The organism is Halorarius litoreus (assembly GCF_024362405.1).
Lineage (GTDB): Archaea > Halobacteriota > Halobacteria > Halobacteriales > Haloarculaceae > Halorarius > Halorarius litoreus.
Genome location: NZ_CP101454.1, coordinates 3612118 through 3632302, shown reverse-complemented (window position 1 = coordinate 3632302; position 20185 = coordinate 3612118). Strand labels below are relative to the sequence as shown.

At 54.7% G+C, this 20185-nt stretch carries 14 protein-coding genes; 6 read left to right on the top strand and 8 right to left on the bottom strand.

The genetic code is table 11. The features are described 5' to 3' along the window. Positions 1-34 precede the first annotated feature (34 nt). Genes NL126_RS19045 through NL126_RS19035 form a run of 3 tightly spaced genes read right to left on the bottom strand, consistent with a single transcriptional unit; the run spans position 35 to position 2912 of the window. Positions 35-997 carry an NAD-dependent epimerase/dehydratase family protein gene (locus tag NL126_RS19045; RefSeq protein WP_255196466.1) on the bottom strand — a complete coding sequence of 321 codons (963 nt, stop codon included), beginning with the start codon at positions 995-997 and terminating at the stop codon, positions 35-37. Beyond that, entirely contained in the window at positions 994-1839 is an 846-nt protein-coding gene (locus tag NL126_RS19040; protein WP_255196465.1) for a DUF362 domain-containing protein, read from the bottom strand. The genes NL126_RS19045 and NL126_RS19040 overlap by 4 nt, the downstream gene beginning before the upstream one ends. Further along, the gene (locus NL126_RS19035; RefSeq protein WP_255196464.1) at positions 1836-2912 is read right to left on the bottom strand and encodes a Gfo/Idh/MocA family protein; all 1077 of its coding nucleotides are present in this window, start codon (positions 2910-2912) and stop codon (positions 1836-1838) included. The genes NL126_RS19040 and NL126_RS19035 overlap by 4 nt, the downstream gene beginning before the upstream one ends. A 163-nt stretch (positions 2913-3075) precedes the next feature. Between NL126_RS19035 and NL126_RS19030 the strand changes: the two genes are divergently transcribed. Then, complete coding sequence (locus tag NL126_RS19030) at positions 3076-4155, top strand: hypothetical protein (protein ID WP_255196463.1); 1080 nt, start codon at positions 3076-3078, stop codon at positions 4153-4155. 761 nt (positions 4156-4916) lie between these two features. On the opposite strand, the gene NL126_RS19025 is transcribed toward NL126_RS19030, so the two are convergent. Together NL126_RS19025 and NL126_RS19020 are read right to left on the bottom strand one after the other, a co-directional pair. Continuing rightward, positions 4917-5504 (bottom strand): hypothetical protein, encoded by a 588-nt coding sequence (locus NL126_RS19025; protein WP_255196462.1) that lies wholly within the window; start codon positions 5502-5504, stop codon positions 4917-4919. 84 nt (positions 5505-5588) lie between these two features. Further along, positions 5589-6671 (bottom strand): hypothetical protein, encoded by a 1083-nt coding sequence (locus NL126_RS19020; RefSeq protein WP_255196461.1) that lies wholly within the window; start codon positions 6669-6671, stop codon positions 5589-5591. Between the two features lie 573 nt (positions 6672-7244). Here NL126_RS19020 and NL126_RS19015 point away from each other — a divergent pair. The 4 genes from NL126_RS19015 (at position 7245) to NL126_RS19000 (ending at position 13100) form a co-directional block, all read left to right on the top strand. Continuing rightward, on the top strand, positions 7245-9089 hold the full coding sequence (locus tag NL126_RS19015; protein WP_255196460.1) for a hypothetical protein: 1845 nt from the start codon (positions 7245-7247) through the stop codon (positions 9087-9089). A gap of 428 nt (positions 9090-9517) precedes the next feature. Further along, on the top strand, positions 9518-10471 hold the full coding sequence (locus tag NL126_RS19010) for a DUF1616 domain-containing protein (RefSeq protein WP_255196459.1): 954 nt from the start codon (positions 9518-9520) through the stop codon (positions 10469-10471). Between the two features lie 156 nt (positions 10472-10627). Beyond that, complete coding sequence (locus tag NL126_RS19005; protein ID WP_255196458.1) at positions 10628-11416, top strand: hypothetical protein; 789 nt, start codon at positions 10628-10630, stop codon at positions 11414-11416. Between the two features lie 241 nt (positions 11417-11657). Further along, positions 11658-13100, top strand: coding sequence for an oligosaccharide flippase family protein (locus tag NL126_RS19000; RefSeq protein ID WP_255196457.1), 1443 nt, complete (start codon positions 11658-11660; stop codon positions 13098-13100). 348 nt (positions 13101-13448) lie between these two features. Here the strand turns inward: NL126_RS19000 and NL126_RS18995 are convergent, their stop codons facing one another. From NL126_RS18995 to NL126_RS18985, 3 genes are all read right to left on the bottom strand, one after another. Further along, entirely contained in the window at positions 13449-15731 is a 2283-nt protein-coding gene (locus tag NL126_RS18995; RefSeq protein WP_255196456.1) for an autotransporter outer membrane beta-barrel domain-containing protein, read from the bottom strand. A 550-nt stretch (positions 15732-16281) separates the two neighbouring features. Continuing rightward, positions 16282-17532 (bottom strand): hypothetical protein, encoded by a 1251-nt coding sequence (locus NL126_RS18990; RefSeq protein ID WP_255196455.1) that lies wholly within the window; start codon positions 17530-17532, stop codon positions 16282-16284. Positions 17533-17732: 200 nt separating this feature from the next. Next, complete coding sequence (locus tag NL126_RS18985; RefSeq protein ID WP_255196454.1) at positions 17733-18833, bottom strand: glycosyltransferase family 4 protein; 1101 nt, start codon at positions 18831-18833, stop codon at positions 17733-17735. A 122-nt stretch (positions 18834-18955) separates the two neighbouring features. Between NL126_RS18985 and NL126_RS18980 the strand changes: the two genes are divergently transcribed. Beyond that, positions 18956-20143 carry a glycosyltransferase gene (locus NL126_RS18980; protein ID WP_255196453.1) on the top strand — a complete coding sequence of 396 codons (1188 nt, stop codon included), beginning with the start codon at positions 18956-18958 and terminating at the stop codon, positions 20141-20143. Positions 20144-20185 lie beyond the last annotated feature (42 nt).

The following is a 20185-nucleotide window of genomic DNA, read 5'->3' as shown; positions in this document are numbered from 1 at the left end:
GTTGACTGAGGAGAGACTCTGAGGTAGTGAGCGATCACCCGTGCGCTCCGAGGTACCACTCGATTGCCTCGGGAGAGTGCTCACGAAACGGCCGAAAGTCGTAGCCGAAGTCGCGTTCGGCCTTCACAGAAGAGTAGAACAGCTTCCGGGTTGTCAGCTTGGCCATTTCGAAGCTTCCCGGAAACAGTCGCGTTCCAAGAACATCGTTCATGGGACCGATGACGCGGCCTGCGAGATGGACCAAACTCGGTGGTAGGCACACCGAGGGTGCGGTGCCATCACTAAGGTGCGCCAGGATTTCGAGGGCAGTTTCGTAACTGAGGTTTTCACCCCCGAGGATGTAATGTCCCCCGCGGGTGCCGCCGGTCATCGCTGCGACGTGCCCGCGGGCGATGTCACGCACGCTGACGATGCTGGCACCACCGGGGAGGTAGGCCACCATCTTCGGGTTTGTCGCGAGTGTGAGTAACCGAGCAGTGAACCGCTCGTCGCCCGGCCCGAAGGCGGAAGTTGGATGAACGGTCACCGCGTCTCCACCTGAGGCGACATATTCGTCGACGAGCACCTCAGCCCGAGCCTTCGATGTCTGGTACGCGCCGACAGGTTCGGCGAAATCTGTTTCGGTCGCCAGAGCGTTCTCGCGGCGGCGTGTTCCGGCAGTCGACGTGAACAAGACACGCTCGACATCGCACGCTGTACATGCATCCAAGACGTTTCGGGTCCCCTCGACGTTTACGTGAAGAACCCGTTTGGGGGTTGCATCAAGCAGTCCGAGTCCGGCGAGGTGAAAGACGTAGTCGGTGCCGGCGACGGACGAACGAACGGCCTCGGCATCGAGGATATCGGCGGTCGCGATCGAGAGGTCGAGTTGTTGCAACCGTCGTACGTCTGAGGAATGTCGCCGCAACGCCGTCACTGACCAGCCATCATCGGTGAGTTCTCGACAGAGCTGGCTCCCCAGGAAACCAGTTGCCCCGGTCACGAGAGCCGAACTCATGGACTGTCCTCATGAGGTATCATCTGCGGCGGTAGCAGGTCGCCTGAAATCCGAGCATACGACCGGTACAGATTGGTGAGTGGATCGGCCGTCCCGTCCGCCCGATGTCTGGATACCGCCTCGGAGAAGCGTCGTCTCAGTGAGGGCGGCATAGACCGGGATTCGAGGTGGGAAGCCGCCGACCGCTTCACCCCGAGTGCATCCGCCGCCCATCTTCCAAGGGCGACGATGTCCTCGCTCGCAAGGAGGATGCAGCGTTTCTGCGGTGTCTCGGCGTATGCGAACGTGCCATCGAGTAGTGTGAAGTCGGGCCAGCAGCACCGGGTCGTCGCCAATATGGTTTGGCGGTTCGGTGTGTCAGTAACTGCCCGCGCGAGCGTGACCATTCCGGCTGCAACGCCAAACGTCTGAGAACTCCGCATGGTCGGAACGACGACGACGGCATCGCTCACCAATGGCTCAGGAACTGCAAGGTCAACCGATCCTCCGACAACACGGAGCTGTTTCTGGATACGGGGTTGATAATCGAGATTGATGAGTGAGCATCCAGTGCGAGTCGACAGCCGTTCGTAGCCAAGATAGCGCCCAACTCGCTCGGCGTCAATGTACTCCGACCCCGAGAGCCCGATTACCACGTCGGCCTCCAACATGTCGATGAGTTGTTCAATTACCTCCGGGTTTGTCACCTGCCCCGTACTCGGATGGTACGGATAGTGGGCGTCAGGAATCAACAGGACACGACCACCTGGGTCGAACCCAATGGCATCGACGAGTCGTGCGATGCCGTCTCGAATCTCGGCCGGTTCAGGCTGCGACAGTGGTTCACAGTATACTGACGTCATCGATACTCACGCTCGAGTGGGGGAATTTGGTGCTGGTCCCTAGTCGTTGCGCCGGCACACCGGTACGCTTCCTCGACGAGCTCGAGTGTCCGGAGTCCTTCGGCACCACCTACGGGCGGCGCGCGATCAGCGAGGACGGCGTCGAGAAAATCTCTGAGTGCCCTATAGTGGGCGCGATAGTAGTACGTCGGTTCGAAGTAGTCAGGGTCCGAACCAACCAATCGCTTGGCGATGTTCTTGAGGGCGGCTGTCCCCACGTGTCGGTAGAAGTCGGGGACGTAATCCGTACTTTCGATGGTGTCTGCCACCCCGTCGAGCACCACTCGCATATTGACCTCCGGGGGCGTCTCCCATTGGTAGAACCCACAGTGCATCGTAGCTACCGTCCCGGTCGTCGAGGATCGAAGCATTATGGAGGCGCTGGTCTCATAATCGACGTCGAGCTGCCGATCGAGTTCGGCGTGACAGATTTCCATCTCTCCGAATAGCCACTCCAGAAGATCGAATAGGTGAACGCCGAGGTCCATCACGGCGCCGCCGCCGGTCGCCTGTGGGTCGAGGGGCCATTCCGGAACAGCGTCAGTGGGTGGCGGCGGGTCGAACGGGCCGCTGTTGATCCTGGCTACGTGACAGAGCGGAACGTGTCCGATTCGACCGGCATCGTACGCGCTTTTCACTGTGGTCATCTCGGACTGATAGCGAAGCGTATGGTCGACCCCGAGCCAGACGCCGGCGTCGTCAGCCACTTCGATCATCCGCTTGGCCTCGGAACTGGAACGAGCAAAGGGCTTCTCGACGAATACATCACAGCCCGCTTCCGCCGCCCGGGTGGTTGCCTCCTCATGGAGGGACGGCGGGAGTGCCACTACCACCGCGTCGACCGCTTCATTGTCTAGGAGGTCCTCATAGTTCGAGTAGATTTGCGGAACTCCCTGCTGTCGAGCGAGTTTCCGATTCGATGATACTGCATCGGCTGCTGCTACGACGGAGACTCCATCGAGCACCTGGGCCGACTGCAGATGAACGAGGCCAATGTGGCCGACACCCAGAATTCCAAGCTTAATGCCTCTCATTTAGTGGTGCAACTGTCGCAGCAGTGCGCATTGTTATTTCTCGATTACTGAGAAATCGACAGACGGTACTGACGCCGTTGACGGTTTCTGTCGTCGCTATGTTCGGATTTACGTAGATACAGTGGAACTAACAAACAGCTGTGGCGTGGTCTGTTCGGGGCAGATGCGTTACCTAGTGTTCACGAACACGCCGAAGCACGTGCATGTGTACAAGTATGTCGTGAGGGAGCTTGAGCGACGGGGTCACGACGTACTCATCCTCGCACGAGACTACGGCTGTACAATCGACTTACTCGACTGGTACGACCTCCCGTATGAGGAGTACGGGACGTGCGGCACTAGCAAGTATTCGCTATTCCGTCGCTTGCCTGGGCATTATGCTCGCATCATTCGATCAGCCCGCCGGTTTGCTCCCGATTTCATATTCGGATACGGCGCTTACGCAGCCCACGCCGGGCTGCTGACAGGGGCAACGACGGTCCTGGTCACCGATTCCGAGGTCGAAACCCTTGATATGGGCATTTCGCGTCCGTTCGTCGACGCCATTCTGACGCCGTACACCTACGGAACGGACCTGGGTTCCGTCCACTACACCTTTAACGGCTTCAACGAGTGTGCATACTTGCATCCGGAGGTGTTCTCGTCGCGACCCGATGTGCGTGACTGGCTCGGTATCGGCGATGACCCGTTCGTTCTGCTGCGGTTCAACGCCTTCGGCTCTCACCACGATGTCGGTGTCGCCGGGTTCACTCCATCACAACGGCGTCGCCTGATCGAACAACTCGCGGACTCTGTGACTGTGTTTGTCTCCGATGAGGGTGGCGACCTTGACTTCGCTGACCTCCCGGCCCGACCGTACGACGCTCACCCGGCTCTCTTACACGACGTGCTCGCTGAAGCGGAACTGCTCGTCGCGGACACCCAGACGATGGTCACCGAGGCTGCGCTACTGGGAACACCAGCTATCCGTTCGAACTCCTTTGCCGGCGGCGACGACATGGGTAACTTCCTTGAGCTGGAACGGCAGGGGCTTATCTCTAATTTCGCCGAATTCGACGCAGTCCTGTCACGGGCGAGATTGTTGCTGGAGGGTGGCGAGCACGACTCGTGGCTGGAGCGACGTGATTCGTTCATGGCCGACAAGGTGAATCTCACTGACCTGCTGGTCGAGATTGCACTAGCGCAGTCGGTGAACGTTTCGCCCCGGCTCTCGGCGCGTGCTGCCACCTCTAAGGTCGGCTGAGCCACAGCGAGACACGGCGAGCATGCACGAGTCGGTGACGGATTCGACTCACCGCACGGACCGCAGGCGGTCATACGTCGGCTGCAATCATGCGACAAACCAGTGTGACTACCTTCCTGGCGTGAACGCCAACTGTCTGGGAACTAATACAATTAATTCTGGTTATAGAGGGCCCGACTAGGGTTGACGTCAGCGATGCCCACGATTGAGGCTGAGCCCGTTCACAAGGGTGTTGCCCCTTCCGGAGCGAACATCGGCGATCAGCTGCTCGCTACTGGTGTAGGAACCGTCGAAGGTGATGTTCGAGGAGCAGATCGAGCCTCCGTTTTGCTCTATCCACGCTTTGCCAGTCACGTTCACCTTCGAGTCACTGATGGAGCAGTTGGCAGGGTTTACCAGTAGGCCGCTCTGATTCACGCCTGTCTGTCCGGTGCACACGTGTTCGAATGTTGAGTAATTCACGAGAGTACCACGGATATGAACCGCTGTACTCCCACTAGCTACCCCAGTGACCGTTACATTGGTGACGTGGATGGGGCCGCGTTCCGAATAGGGCGCTCGGTAATCGGCGTTCATCGCCATCGTCGAGTCTTCGAGATAGAATACCTGGCGGGTTCATCTCCGACCAGTCGACGATACACACGGCTCCAGTGGAGTTGTTGATAGTCTCGAAGAGGGTCTCATAGTTTCGCACCTCGGCGCCGGGGTGCTGTCGGATGCTCCCGGAGTCGATAACGATGCCTCTGGTGTTGTGGGCCGTATCAGCCGACGGTGTACCTGAATCTCTCTCGAGATCGACTTCGATCCACGCCTCGCGGACGTAGCTCCCTCTCCCGGCCAACCTGACCTGCGATATGTTGTTGTTCCGGTATACCTGCGACCTTCCCAGGTGTTCGACCAACACACAGACCGTTGTTCCCAAACTCCTTGAATCGCCAGTCCTCGAACCGGACCGTACCATACGTTTCCCGACCGACGTAGCCACCATTGCGCCGGTTTCCTATGTTGTACTCGCCGATGCACGAAGCCTGTTTAGCGACGGCGTTGCGGACGATGCCGACGCCCGACTCGTTACTGACGGTGAGGTTGAGCGCGTTCGGCACGTCGGAGTGGGTCCCCCGGTCGATGAACTTGATGTCCTGGATATGAAAGCGGTCCTCAAAGTCGAACCGCAATCCAGCGGTAGTACCGGACGCCCGGAGGTCGATGTCGGTCCCCTCGAAGAGGCCCCGAGATGTGTTAGATGTTGAGTACCCTGCCGTTGAAGCCGTCCGGGGGAACAAACCGAGGGGACGCACCGTTTTCAGCGAGGAACCCAAGGTTACCAGCACGTGCGGCTCCTCTTGCACCCCAGCGGCTGTCAACCAGTGATTACGGGATATTTTCCGATAATCTCCTATGAGAGTTCGGTCGAACGAAGACCAGTAAAAGTCTCAAAGGTATCCCATCTCTTTGAGGAACTCCTTGTGCTCTTCGTCACTCTCTTGCCGGTTTACTGGTTCGAAGTGTGGGTCGTACGTCCCCTCGTTGCTCGCGGTCGTCGTTGCCCAGGGGACTGTCTTGACAGGCGGGAACGGCCACCCGAACGGATGGCCCCAAATACCCATTTCACCGAGACCTTCTCCGTGGTCGGCTGTGATAGCCACGTTCTCCGCGTCGACGTTCTCGAGGAGAATCTGAACGTAATCCATGATGAACTGGAGTTCTCGGTAATACAGTTCGAACATCGTCTTACGCGAGACCTCTCCTCGTTTCACCGGTTTGTACGATTTTTCTTCGGGTTCGAGATCCCGAATCGGATCTGGCCCGTTCATGAGTGTCTCCATCGAGGTCTCGTCTGGAGACCAGTCGATCGCGTTCGTGATAAATCTGAGATGCGGCGAGTTGTAGTGTACAATCATCCGGTCAAAATCACCGGATCTACCCACCGCTATCGCTCGGTCAGTGGCGACGTGTGGGACGGTTCGACAATCAGGGTGCAGTGCCTTGTCGGCGTGATTCGCAATGGGACGAACTAATTCGTAGTGTGCGAAGGTCTCGGCGGTTACCGTATCCCATTTCGGATACCCCTGAGACAGTGGAGTGACACTATCTCGGCCGTTGGTATGAATCTGGTCGACGAGAATCTTATCTGGCAACGAATTCCGACACACGTACGCGGTCTCGCTGATAACGTCGCTGTACTGTGTGCGGAACGTGTTCAGAGCGAACTCGTACGACATGCTACCGACCGACCACATCCGCTCGGGATAGCCGAGAAAATCGACCGTGTTGGCGTATTTCCGAAGTGCGTCGACGCGGCACGCATCGAGAATGATCAGCAAATCCCACTCGCGTTCGAAGATATTGGTTCCGAGCGGCCGTCGAGACGTAACGGTATTCCACAGCGGTCGTCCTGCGTACAACGACGAAACCGAGACGAATGGAACGATTCCTTCATTTCGGAGAACGTCAGTGCCTTGTTGAACCAAATCGGTGAGTTCTTTGCCAGTCTGTGAAACGGTTTGCAATTTCATGTTTTAGGTGTGAGGATTCCATAGCAGGTCAGCGTGTTCCAACACGCCTGCGATCCAACTTGGCACCCGCAACCATTCGCGTTAGTACCACCAATCGGCGTCGTGTGGGCTGGAGACGAGAGAACGTCGGGTCGCCAGCGAAAACGGGGCGGAATTGCGGAATTACAGTTTGGTGGCATCGCGTCGGCATCCTCGGAGTGATGGTATTCACTGATGTTGATCGGTTCGTGCTTTAGTATAGTCCTAGTATATTATCGTTGTCAGGCCTTATCCGTCTCCATCCTACCGGCGGATTTCGTCGACTGATTGGATCGAGTGGAGAAGCCAGTTGCACATTGCGCTGTGGTTCCCACCAAGACTATAAGCAGACTAAATACTCCGGGGTCAGGGGAGCGCAGTCAGGCATTCTCAGAGATAAGCCGGCTTCAACTGTCCCGTTTCGGGAGGTGAGTGAATCAGTACGTTAGTCTCCGAGCACTGTCGATCCAGAGCGTTGAGATGGAGACGACGTCTCGGAGGGAATCTACGAAATCTCTCTATAACAATATTGGCTGCCGCGGCACGATTTCGGTAATGGCATCAGATGTCGTGGACCGTTCTTCCAGCGAACCCAAATTCTACGTAGAAAACGGAGTCCTATTCACGAACAATTTCGGCAACCTCCGTCTTTCGAAGGCAATTTTCACTGCTTTGACGTTTCAAGTGGGTCTCTTTGCCATCGTCTACTACCGGATTTATCCGCTCGTCTTTCCAGGCGCCAAAATCCTCCAGACGTACATTTACTGGCTCCTCCTGGTGACGGCGATCGCGTCAGCGGTCGCGCTCGCTTACTATGGCTCCTCGGTGATCAGCAGTTTCGTCGCCACGCTCGTATTCTATTTTACGCTCACATCTTATCAGATATTGTATTTCGGCGGCTTTGGTGGCGATAGTACCGGTGAAATAATCGATATTTCATTGATGTCTCGATTCGTCCACCTGAATCCGGACCTGTTGCCCAATTTTGGATATTTGAACTGGCCGGCGCACTATTTTTATGCACTCTCGATTAGCCGGATTTATTCCATTGAGAACATCATCAACACTACAGAAATCGGACACCTCACCTATTTTCTCTTGTTGCTGGTCGCAGTGTGGCTGTTCGCCTATCGCCTGGGTAATGGTTTTTTAGCCTTCGTTGCTTCGAGCTCGTATTTAATTATCTCGTTAGTCCCACTCAACAACCAGTTCGTACCGCAATTACTCGCCCTAGGGCTGCTCTTTGTGCTCGTCTACCTAATGAATAGAGATGGGCGTCAGTGGCGTCTTCTCGAAGGGGTGTTCTTCGTTACGCTGGTCTTAACCCACCCGGTCTTCCCAGTGTTCTACCTGATAGCGCTCTCGTTGCGGCCGGGAATTACGTCGATACTCCAAACGTACGAGCACGACGAGTCCTTCTCGACAGTGATCGGAACACTCCGCCATCCGCTCCTGTTGCTGAAACGGCTCGTGTCACCGGCTGCGTGGCTCTCGAACGGAAGAACATTCTATCTGTGGATCACTGGACTCTGGATAGTCTATTTCCTTAAGAATTCACCCACCCGTGTGATTTCGTTTGTAACAGGGAGTTCAGAGATTGGAGGGAACCCGTTCGTTCGTATCTTTGGCTCGTTGCTCCCGATCAACGACTCTTTGGACGGTGGTGGCGAAGCGGAGGTACAGAGCAACTATCTCTACGAGCTCGTTCCGGAATTGGTTGATGCCGCCGTTACGCGGGGGAGCCGAATCGTGGTCGTCTCCGTCTTCGTCCTCCTCGTCGTTTCGTTTCTATTTTCCGATATCAAGAAGCCGGTAACGGCTACCAAGAGTATCGGTGAGTATCGGATCGAGCTGATTATTGCGAGCGGACTCATACTCGTGTTCACGGCGGTGGTGGAAAGTACGTACGGGTTCAGGGTGTTACAAGTGGCGTTTTTCCCGATGATGGTGTTCTTTTATGGCTTGAGAACGCGTCGGGATCTGGTCGTCAAAGTACTCATCTGTCTCGCACTCCTCTCACCGGTACTTCTTGCTAATATCTACGTCAATAGTACGCTGGTCGCGGGCGGAAATACGATGAGCTACGACGAAACCAAAGCTGGACAGACAGTCGGTGACCACTACGACGCACCCGAGAGTGTGATCGTCCCGCCACATACACCGTATCCAATCGGGCATCGCACCACACCGGCCGCCCTGGACATCCGATTTGTGATCCAAGACGAGCCCGAATTTCAAGAATCGGGCCCACTACTCTATTCAACTCGCCTGACGAAGTATCTCGAATACCGGGGCTACGAGTGTGAGATCGACCCCTCTGAGAACCAGGTGGTCTACGATAACGGTGCCCAACTACTCTGGCAGTCACAGCAGAGTCAACTCGGCCGCTGTTTGGGTTGATCAGACGCCCGTTCGAACAGTATCCGATCGTAATGTCGCTAGTTGTCCACTCTATCGATAAACACGGTGGCAAAATCCCGGTTTCACACCGCAAGGGCGTCGAAACCAAACGAAGAGTGGCTCAAACGGTACAGTGAATTGAAAATCTGTCGAATCTCGTATGGGTCTGTGAGGATGCGTTTGAGTGTTGGTAGTCTCATCGCGCACCAATCCGGACCGCGGCTGAACCAGGTACAAATTCAGTCGTCTCAATCTGACTACTATGTGTCAGCAACTGGTCTCTTGAGCCAGAGTGGACAAATAGCGAAATTAGTGGTACCAACAGCATACTATTGAGTGTCCATGCCGGTCCCCAACTAATGCTCACTCACCGTCCTCGGACACGTCTCTCTCAGTTACTCCGCAAGGCTCCACAGGATCTTGTGGTCGTGATTGTACTCATTCTCTTTATCGACCTCTCGTTAGCCTTTTCGCCGAGTCCGACACACCCGTTCCGCCTGTCCTTCGAATTCTTGTTAGTGGTATTTTTACCGGGGTACGCGGCTATCTCCGCTATTTTCCCGAAGGGAACCGAACACGGCGAAACACAGCGAAGTAAACCTGCGACACACCGTGTTCTCGAAAACATTACCGGCGTCGAACGAGTCGGACTCGCGTTTGGTCTGAGTATCGCGATCGTTGCCTTACTCGCGGTCGTGCTCAACAACACACCGTGGGGAATCCGAAGAATCCCACTCATCGTGAGTGTGAACATGTTCACCGTGTTGGCAACGGTGATCGCCGCTGGTAGGCGTATGAGAGTCTCTGAAACGGAACGATTCTCTGTCGATATCTACAAATGGATTGCGACGAACCGTGCTAAACTGTTCACGCATCACTCTCGAATCGACAGCGCACTCAACGTCCTCCTCGTCCTTGGTCTGGTCATTTCGATCATCAGTGTAGCCTACGTGAGTACTGTGCCACCGCCAGGGACACGAAACACGGAATTTTACCTGCTCACAGAAGACGACGACGGGGAACTCGGGATGTCGGACTATCCGAGCGATTTTCAGATCGGAGAGTCTCGGCCGATCACACTCCGAGTGAGAAATTTCGAGTACGAGACGATGGAGTACACCGTCGTCGTCAAACTTCAGGAGTATCGGGAGGTGAACAATTCAACGAGGATAATCGAGGAGCGAGAACTGAATCGAATCCAAACAGGAAATCTCACTCACGATACGACGTGGACACGAACGGAGGAGATAACCCCGACGATGACAGGCGACCAGTTACGAGTGGTGTTTCTGTTGTACGAAGGGGATGCACCGGAACAGGCATCAACCGACAAGGCGTTCCGACGGACGCAACTGCACATCAACGTAAGTGATTCGGCGTGATGCACCAGCCACCATTGGCTGTGTATACTTTTTAGAGCCGAGTTCCATCAATACAGGGGTATGGATCCTAATACGATAGCGACTGTCTTGCGGTCACCAGATCTCCTGTTCTGGTACCTCCTGAAACGATGGAACCAACGACGTGCGATCGACGTAATGGTTGAAGACTGGGATACGCTACTCGTGCTCGATGGCTGTCGGGCAGATCTCTTCGAAGACGTCTCGAACATTCGAGGAACGTATCGGACAGTCAATTCGATGGGCACTCATACGGGCGAGTTCTTGCGAAGTAACTTCGCTGACGATCAGTTTCTGGATACTGTTTACCTATCGGCGAATCCACAGCTCATTAACCACGATGTCGCGTCTAACTTCTATGCATGTGAGTTCTTGTGGGAGACGTGCTGGGACGACTCGCTGGCGACGGTTCCCCCCGAAAAGGTCACTGAACGACTCCTGAGAGCCACCGAGAAGTATCCTGATAAACGGATAATTGCCCACTACATTCAACCACACTACCCGTTTATTGGTGAAACAGGGCAAGCGATCGAACACGGGTCGATAACCGGCAATGGGGTGATCGCGAATGAGCGTGAGCACCCAACAGTCTGGAGTCTTCTCGAAGATGGCATGGTCAAAAAATCGCTCGTGTGGCAAGCCTACCGCGAAAACCTCGAAATTGTGTTAGACGCAATCGACGACGCGCTCGAGGAACTCGACGGAAAGACGGTCATCACCGCAGATCACGGAAACGCGCTTGGAGAATGGGGACTGTATGGGCATCCAGGTGAACGGCACGTAAAGTCACTGACTGAGGTCCCATGGCTAGAGCTAGAATTCGGCGAGCGCCGGACAATAGTGGAGGGGAAGAACAGGCAGGTCCAGGCGAGCGAATCGACGATCGTAAACCAGCGATTAGAAGATTTAGGATATCTAACCGAGTGATCTCCTCCATTGGGGTAAGAGTGAGTGGTCTCCCGTAGCCGACAGTCTGGGTCTAAGAGCGACACGTTCACAGGTGCGCCGCGTACGTGGTTCTATCCTGGGGGAAAGTTCTAGATAACTATGTACGTCTCAGCAAAACTCGGTTTAGTGGATGGTACCAACGTCGGGCATCTATACAGCGACTAAGGAGAAATCATGTCAACGAGATTCCTGATTTCGGCGTGGATGTAGCGACGATAGCATGGAGATTAGAAAGGTCCTGACCGACTCGGGGGTGTCGCTGTTCCGAAAGTTCGTCCTATTCGCCAGAGGCATCCTCGTCGTCCCGATCATCACGAAGCTGTTGGGCGTCGACATCTACGGCATTTGGACCCTGATATTCTCATTTATCGCGATATTTGGCGGTGTCGGTGGTTTGCATCTCCACGGAACGCTCGTCCGATATACCCCATCTGAAGACAGAAAGGGGCAAACGGTTTCAGACCTCCTGCTCATCGCCCTCTTTACTGCAGCCATTGCTGGATTCGCGTTTCCTCTCCTGATCGAGTACATCGGATTCTCGACGCCAGCGAAATCGATGCTGGGACTCAGCGTGCCCGTGATAGCGGCGATGATCATCGTCGCGAAGATCATCGGGGGCATTCTAAAGAACATTCCACGAGCCGAAAATCGAGTCAAGAAATTCGAGATCATCTCTTTGGCCGAGAAAACCCTAGAAACGGTGGCGTTATTGACTATTCTGACGGTTACGCAAAATATCGCCGCGGGATTGCTGGCAATCCTGGGTTCGATGCTCGTCGTCTATACAGCGATTTTCTTTCTTTACATCCCGGATCGACTCCGGAAGCCTGAGCCAGATAATTTCAAGCGATATCTCACGTACAGTACGCCGATGATATTCAACGACTTCTCGAATCAGATGTTGTCTCACACGGATAAGTTCGTCATCTTGTACTTTTTCTCGCCGGTACAGGTCGGAATTTACTCGGTAGCATACGGCGTCTCCGTGCTATTTCCGACCCTCACGAGCATGTTCAATTCGACGTTGTATCCCTCCGTTACATCAGCGTGGGAGAACGACGAGATGACAGATGTGAGGCGATTTTATCGGAACTTTCTGGAGGGATACGTTCTCCTCGTGATACCGGTCCTCTTCGGTATCACGTTACTCGCCTCACCGATTCTCCGTGTGCTCGCTACCGAACAAGTCGCCACAGAGGGGTGGATTCTTGTCCCAATTCTGACATTTGGGTTCATATTTCGCGGCTACGAAAATGTCATCACCTACGTGTTGAACGCGGCTGAGGCAACGGAGAAGGTTGCGATCGGAACGTCGCTCGCATTTCTTACAAATCTCGTGTTGAACCTCGCCCTCATCCCAGCGATCGGCATCAAAGGGGCAGCGATTGCGATGATGATCAGCATGGTCGTCCGAATGTCGTACATCTACTATCACGTCAGAACATACGTCTCAGTCCCGATTCCGAAAGGACGATTAGCGAAATCCGTGTTCAGTTCGGTGGTCATGGTCGCTCTCCTCCTATATATCGGGTTCAATCCCGTTCAAGAGATAGTCAAGATAGTCTTGTACCCCATCGTCGGCGCAATGACGTATTTTGCTGTCGTGTTTACTATCGGCGGGCTCACAACGAAGGACATTCGCAGGATGAAGTCGATGCTCTAACCGGCTTCCCACACGTCGTTCAGGAAAACGAGCTATTTGTCGCCAGCGATCGACCAAGGACAGCGACTATTCACTGAAGGTGATTCTCTACGCAGCCAGTTTCGAATCGGTTTACTTTGGTACAATCGTTCGACTTCCCCACAATCTTCGGGATTGCCACCGTATCGCGTTTTGAGCGGTGATTCGCTGCGGTTACAGGAAGACAAAGGTATCATGACTCGAATGCCTCGAACATCGAGGGAGCCGGCTTTCTACATGATTCCTCAGATTTCGGAACGAATATGAATCCGACTGACTGGAACGAAATCGGATTCTCGCAGAACTAGGAGAAAGTATTGCGGATAGAGACTAAAGACTTGTCTCGGTGCCGTCGATTGTGAGCGTGTAGGCGTCTTTATTCTGATTCGTGGCCACGTCCAGGACGCTTCCATAGAACTCGAAGCTATCCACACCGTTGGGCCGGACCTTGCCGGTGGCAGTCCACGTACCGTCGGCGTTCTGAATAATCTTCTCCTTATCGTCGGCCTCTGGTCCTTTGAAGAGCTTCCCGTCGGTGGTAATCGAGAATTCCAACGCACCCTTACTATTGTCTGCGACGATTTCTAACAGCCGCGTTTCGTGGATCTCGCTGGCTTCGGTGCCGTCGATGTAGACGGTGTAAGAGCTCGAGTCGAGTTCGGCGGTCCAGTCGGTGACGCTTCCGTTGAACTCGAAGCTGTCGATGCCACTACCAGCGACACTACCTGTGGCGGTATAGGTTCCGTCGTCGTTCTGGACGATGGTTTCGCCCCCGTCGGCTTCGGCGCCCTTCTGCAGTTCGCCGCTTGTGGTGACGGCGTACCCCATCGAATCGACGTCGCTCTCGGCAACGATTTCGAGGAGATGATCTGGGTCGGTTGTGGTATCGTAGAGTTCGGTTGCTTCGGTGCCGTCGATGTAGACGGTGTAAGAGCTCGAGTCGAGTTCGGCGGTCCAGTCGGTGACGCTTCCGTTGAACTCGAAGCTGTCGATGCCACTACCAGCGACGCTGCCGGTCCCGGTCCAACTCCCGTCGTCGTTCTGGACCACGGATTCGCCCCCGTCGGCTTCGGCGCCCTTCTGCAGTTCGCCGCTTGTGGTGACGGCGTACCCCATCGAATCGACGTCGCTCTCGGCAACGATTTCGAGGAGATGATCTGGGTCGGTTGTGGTATCGTAGAGTTCGGTTGCTTCGGTGCCGTCGATGTAGACGGTGTAAGAGCTCGAGTCGAGTTCGGCGGTCCAGTCGGTGACGCTTCCGTTGAACTCGAAGCTGTCGATGCCACTACCAGCGACGCTGCCGGTCCCGGTCCAACTCCCGTCGTCGTTCTGGACCACGGATTCGCCCCCGTTGGCTTCGGCCCCTTTCTGCAGTTCGCCGCTTGTGGTGACGGCGTACCCCATCGAATCGACGTCGCTCTCGGCAACGATTTCGAGGAGATGATCGAATTCAACTGTTGTTCCCGATTCGGTGGTCCGATTGGGTGTCTCCGGATGTGTGAGACTCCAGTCGAATCCGTAATTGTCTGTACTCGCAATCGGCACAGCTCCAAAGTCGAAGTCTGGGTGTGCGTTGTCGCTACTCCCGGTAATCGAACCTGTGTCCGTAGTACCAAGCGTCGAACCCGTCGAACCGCCATCGAAGGTGGAATTGTCGACATCGATGACGTTGTCTCCAGCTTGCAGTACGCCGTCAAGTGAGGCGTTGACGAGATACTGTGTATCCCGGACGTCCAACTTATCGTTTTGGAACCCGTTACTGACGAGACCGGTACTGCGTTCGTAGCTCTGCAGAATCACGTCACACCCAGAAATTAGTCCCCCCTTGGAGTAGTCGTGGTTTCCATCTCCCCAGAACCCTCTCGTGTTGTGTGCACCATCGGTCAGTTGCCCCGCACCGTCCCGGTACGCGTCGGTGTCGATGACGACGGTCGTATCGTACACTTCGACGCCGCCGCTGACGCGTACGGCCGAGACGTTGTTGTTCATCAAGAGGCCCCCCTCGATGATCACTGATCCTGGAGTCCGCGAGACGTAGCACCCATTGTTTGGGAACCCAGAGAGGACCGGATTGACGAGGTGAATCGTCCCGACGTTCGAATTGCGAGCGTAGACTCCGATGCGCGTGCTGCCCTCGTATTGGCCGATATCGCCGTTGTTGAACTGCTTGTAGTCGTCGATACGCAGTGTTCCCGTGTCGCTCTTACAGGTGACTGCGAGCCCGTTTGTCTGGAAATTATTCCCAAATGGTCCGTTCATCCGGTATTCGAGGCCGTTGATGTGAGCGACTTCGAGACAGGCGAGCGCCATTCCCGGCGACGATCTTCCGACCGAGTCGAAAGTCAAGTTTTCCAGATAGTAATTGTCCGAGGACGTACTTCCACCCCCATCGGTTTTCAAGAGGAGTTCTTTCGATCCCTCCCCGAATCCATCCGGTACTTGGAAGACGGTGTCGGGTTCACATCGGATGCCCCAGTCTTCCAGGTGGAGCACGACTTCATCCGACCAAGTGAACGTTCCCGACGGGAAAACTAATACTTCGCCGCTGTTGACGTTCTGGACGATTCCCGAGACTTCTTCGCCCTCGGAGACGTCGACCTGGACCTCTGTCATTTGTGACAGGTCCACTGGTGTTTCGGAATCGGAAACCGCTGCTGCAGATCCGGTCGTGGCCGTCGTAAATATCCCTGCTAACGATGCCCCTCCGGCAACTCTGACGAAATCGCGGCGAGTTGTAAAGTATGACGAGCTTACCGTCCCAGTCGTGGACGATTCAGAATCGATTTGCGTTTCTGCTTCTCCTTCCTCGCTATCTGTCGAATTTGTACGCGCCACACCCGAGAGTAATCATAACCTACATAAAAAGGATTACTGCAGTTAATGTTCATTGTAAACTCGTATGGTGGCCAGTTACATACCACATATATTATTTTTGCAATATGTTTTGCCTTTATATTTATAGTCAAATTACTAAATAAAAAATCAGTAAGGACTCCTTAATCGCATAAAGCAGCTTTCTTCGCGGTCGCCCGGGTCGACGATATTCGTCACGGTAACGATAACGCGCACAATAGGGCGATCCGGCAGACTATCGGAACGCCCGAGTGAAGCGATCGGAACACTCTCCGAAAAGTGCAACTGAAGTCGGCGGTATAGTTTACGATTACTCTATACGGGGAGTCACCGGATGGGTCCGATTCCAGTCGAAGTCGTAGTTTCTGTAACTCTTGATCGGCATCACTCCCGGATCGAACCTGGGATTCGAGGTATTCTCTCTCCCGACGATGATTCCAGATTCTGCTCGTCCCAGGGTGGTCCGTTCCGAGGTCCCGTCGAACCGACAGTTCGAACACTCGACCGTACTATTGCCGATCTGAAACGTCCCATCGATGTCTGCGTTGGCGAGAAATTGTGTATCCTTGACGTTCAAGGACCTGTTCTCGAAACGGTTATTGACTAAACCAGTACAACGTTCGTAGCTATCGAGGATCACAGAACACCCGGATACTAACCCGCCTGGTGCTGCCGCTGGATGGTCTCCATCTCCCCAGAATCCTCGGGTGTTGTGTGCGCCATCGGTCAGTTGTCCTTCACCCTGAACGTAGGTGTCGGTGTCGATGACGACGGTCGTATCGTACACTTCGACGCCGCCGCTGACGCGTACGGCCGAGACGTTGTTGTTCATCAGGAGACCGTTTTCGATTATGACCCTCCCACCGTGGCGGGAGACGTAACAGGCATTGTTCGGGAATCCCTGTAGAATAGGATTCGTCAGACGTATCGTGCCATCGTGCGGTGGCCTGACGAAGATTCCGATGCGGGTCCCGCTCCCATATCTCCCAATATCTCCGTTGTTAAATTGCCAATAGTCATTGATTCGAAAACTTCCTCCAGGGTTACTGACTGCTACAGAAATGCCATTTCCCTGACTCCCGCCCGACAGCGGCCCATTCATTCTGTAGTGGAGGCCATCGATGGTGGCACTGTTCCTGGCACCGAGTGTCAACTGGGGTGCAGCCCGACCGGGGGAGTCGAAAGTTAGGTTCTGGAGGAAGTAATTGTCGGCGACGCGGTTTCCAGTCGCCGTTCGCAGGAGCGTTCCCTGTTCATCTTCTCCGAAGCCAGCGGGGACCTCGAAAATCGTATCCTCCTGACACTGGATGCCCCAGTCGTCGACGAGAACGCTCGCTTCGGACGACCACCGAAACGTTCCTGCGGGGAATTTGAGGATCTCACGGTTGGCAACTGACTGGACGATGCCCGAGATTTCGTCACCGTCGGTAGCGTCTATGGGGACTCGCTTGATTTCGGATAGATAGTCTTTTTCGCCACGTGAGGTTCGGCTTAGACTACCGGCAGTAGCACTAACTAGACCGACACTGCACAATTTGAGGAACTCACGCCGGTCGTTCATCTTGATGACGTTTCTTCCAAAAGATAGTTAATATATTTGCAAGAGTGTTTCGGACGAGAGTGTCGAACGAACGACGGAAGCAAGAAACTCGCCGTTAGAGCGTTGAATTGTTGACTTCTGTGACTCACCTTGTCTTACGCCGTGGGGCATTGCGGGCCTGAGTGAGATCTCGGACATCCATCTGCATTCTATGTTGGTACTCACACGATGTGTATCGGCAATCCAGTCTCGATCCGATCGACGACTCGCTGAATGTCGTTATACTCACACGCATAGCGGTACGCCTGTTCACCGAGGTCGCTTCTGTGTGCAGGATTCTGGACGAGCTCTCGAACACGATCGACGAGTTCAGACTCCGATTCGAGTGCGTAATATCCCGTCTCGAATTCGACCGATTCGTGGGTTGGATCAACGTGAAGGCTGACGACGGGCGTTTTTCGAAACCAGGATTGGATAAACGTATTCGGAAACCCTTCCTGCTTGCTCGTGTTGACGAAGACCGACGCTCGTTCGATATAGTCGTCGCTCTCGCTGACAGTGCAGCCACCGAGATACTGAAGATTCGGGAGCGATTCCGCACGGTCGGCGATCTCTCTTGCGAGCGTTCGAGTACTTGGCCTACCGACGAGCCAGAACTCACACTCCAGGTCGGTACATGCTGACGCGAGATCGACGAATACGTGCGGTTGCTTCCACTCTTTGATACTGGCCAGCCACAGAACGACCGGCGGAGCGTGTTTTTCGGGCTCACTCTCGGGTCGCGGATGGCCGTTTCCGGTCAGAACGCTCGTCATGTCGCGGTGTTTCTTCAACAATTTCTGTTGCCTCTCTGTCTGGACGAATATCGTATCGGGGACTGAGAGGAAACTTCGTCGAATGCCGAGTTTCGTGCGTCGGTACAGCGTATGGAGGGGTGTGCTGTCGTTTTTACCAGGCCATCCCGCGAACCGCGGAAGACACTGTACGTCGTGTGAGATGTTGAAAACGACGTGGCTATCGGTCTGTGATTTGAACATGGCCGACAGTGGTGCATCCTTTATATTCCGCAGATAGATTACGTCGGGATCTATTTCGCGAACTGTCGTGAGGACTCTTCGCAGTCTCTTGTATCGTCCAGGCTCAGCGAGTCGATAGACACTGACTCCGTCGTGGCTTTCTACGGACAGCTCGTTCGAGTCATAGGCAACGTAATACGACTGATGCCCACGTCGAGAGAGTTCTGCACAGATCAGCTGCGATTGTAACTCCGCCCCCCCGGACGTATCAGACGGATGCATTCCCAGGACCGCACAGAACTTCATTTCTGTCAATTAGTTTATCTCCCCTCAAGTATAAACTCTACCCTGTAGAATTGCTAACACGAGCGTGAAACGATGTATTCCGGAAACAATGTTCCTGAGACCCGACGACGCCTTCTCGACACATGACCACTCCCTCGAAATCGATCCTCTTCGTCCATTACCGAGACATAACGACTCCGTTTGGTACGACTGTCCCGTATTATGTATCGAAAACGCTAGCCGACCGGTATGAGGTCCACGTACTCTGTCGGACGGGGGCAGGAGAGAAAGAGAGTGAGTACCCGACGGAGACGGTGCAGATACACGACCTGAATACAGGAAACGTTCCGATCCTTTCATCGCTTTTGTTTTGGGCCCTCTCGATTCTGTACGCGTCCTTCCTCGCTCTCCTCTATCGATACGACGTGGTCTATGTCTTCCAGATGACGCTCGTACAGGGGTTGATTGCTTCACGATTGGGTGGCTCCAGATTCGTCGTTGGCCTTCAATCGGTACCGGTCCGACAGAGTCGAGATTTTGCCGAGTCACACGATGCCGACCACAGCGTTCGTGACCGTCTCGCGATGATTCTGGGCGACGTGTATGCGACGTTCGTCAAGTTGGCACTCCAGCGCAGTTCTCGAGTGATCTGCCTGACTGATGGAATCCGGGCACTCACTGAAGCTGAATACGAAATCACTCTCCCGAATGCAACTGTTATCGGGATGGGCGTCGCCGTTGATTCGTTTTCCACTCGGCTGGAGTCAAACGATGGTCCTGCCTCGCCCGAGCCGTGGACCGTCACCTACGTCGGCAGTATCTCCCGAAGCCGAGGTCTCGAACACGTCTTCGAGGCGATCGCCGAGAGTGCGTACGACATCCAGTTACGGATCGCTGGCGACGGAACCGATGAGTACGTGACTGAGTTGGTTGAACACGTCAATGCGCTGGATATCGACGATCAGGTCGAATGGCTGGGTCTCGTCCCACACGAGGACATCCCCGACATCCTCGCGTCGAGTGATATGGCACTGTCACCGCTCCCTGACATCGAATCGTACCGCATCAGTTTCCCTGCCAAGATTTTCGAGTACATGGCCGCAGGTGCTATCGCGATCGCGTCTGATATTCCTCCTCATCGACGGTTCATTGATGATGGTAACACGGGGTTCCTGTACGATGGAACTCAGAGTGGGTTACGTACTACCCTCGAACGGTGTATCGAAGATGCTGACCGCCATCCCGCTATTCGACGTCGGGCGAGACAGACGGCGGAGAAATACGATTGGGACAGCATCGTTTGTCGTCACGAAATCGCAATCTTCACGTAACAAGTTCTGTGCGTCTGGCGTCTGTTTGATTGCAGAGGTGAT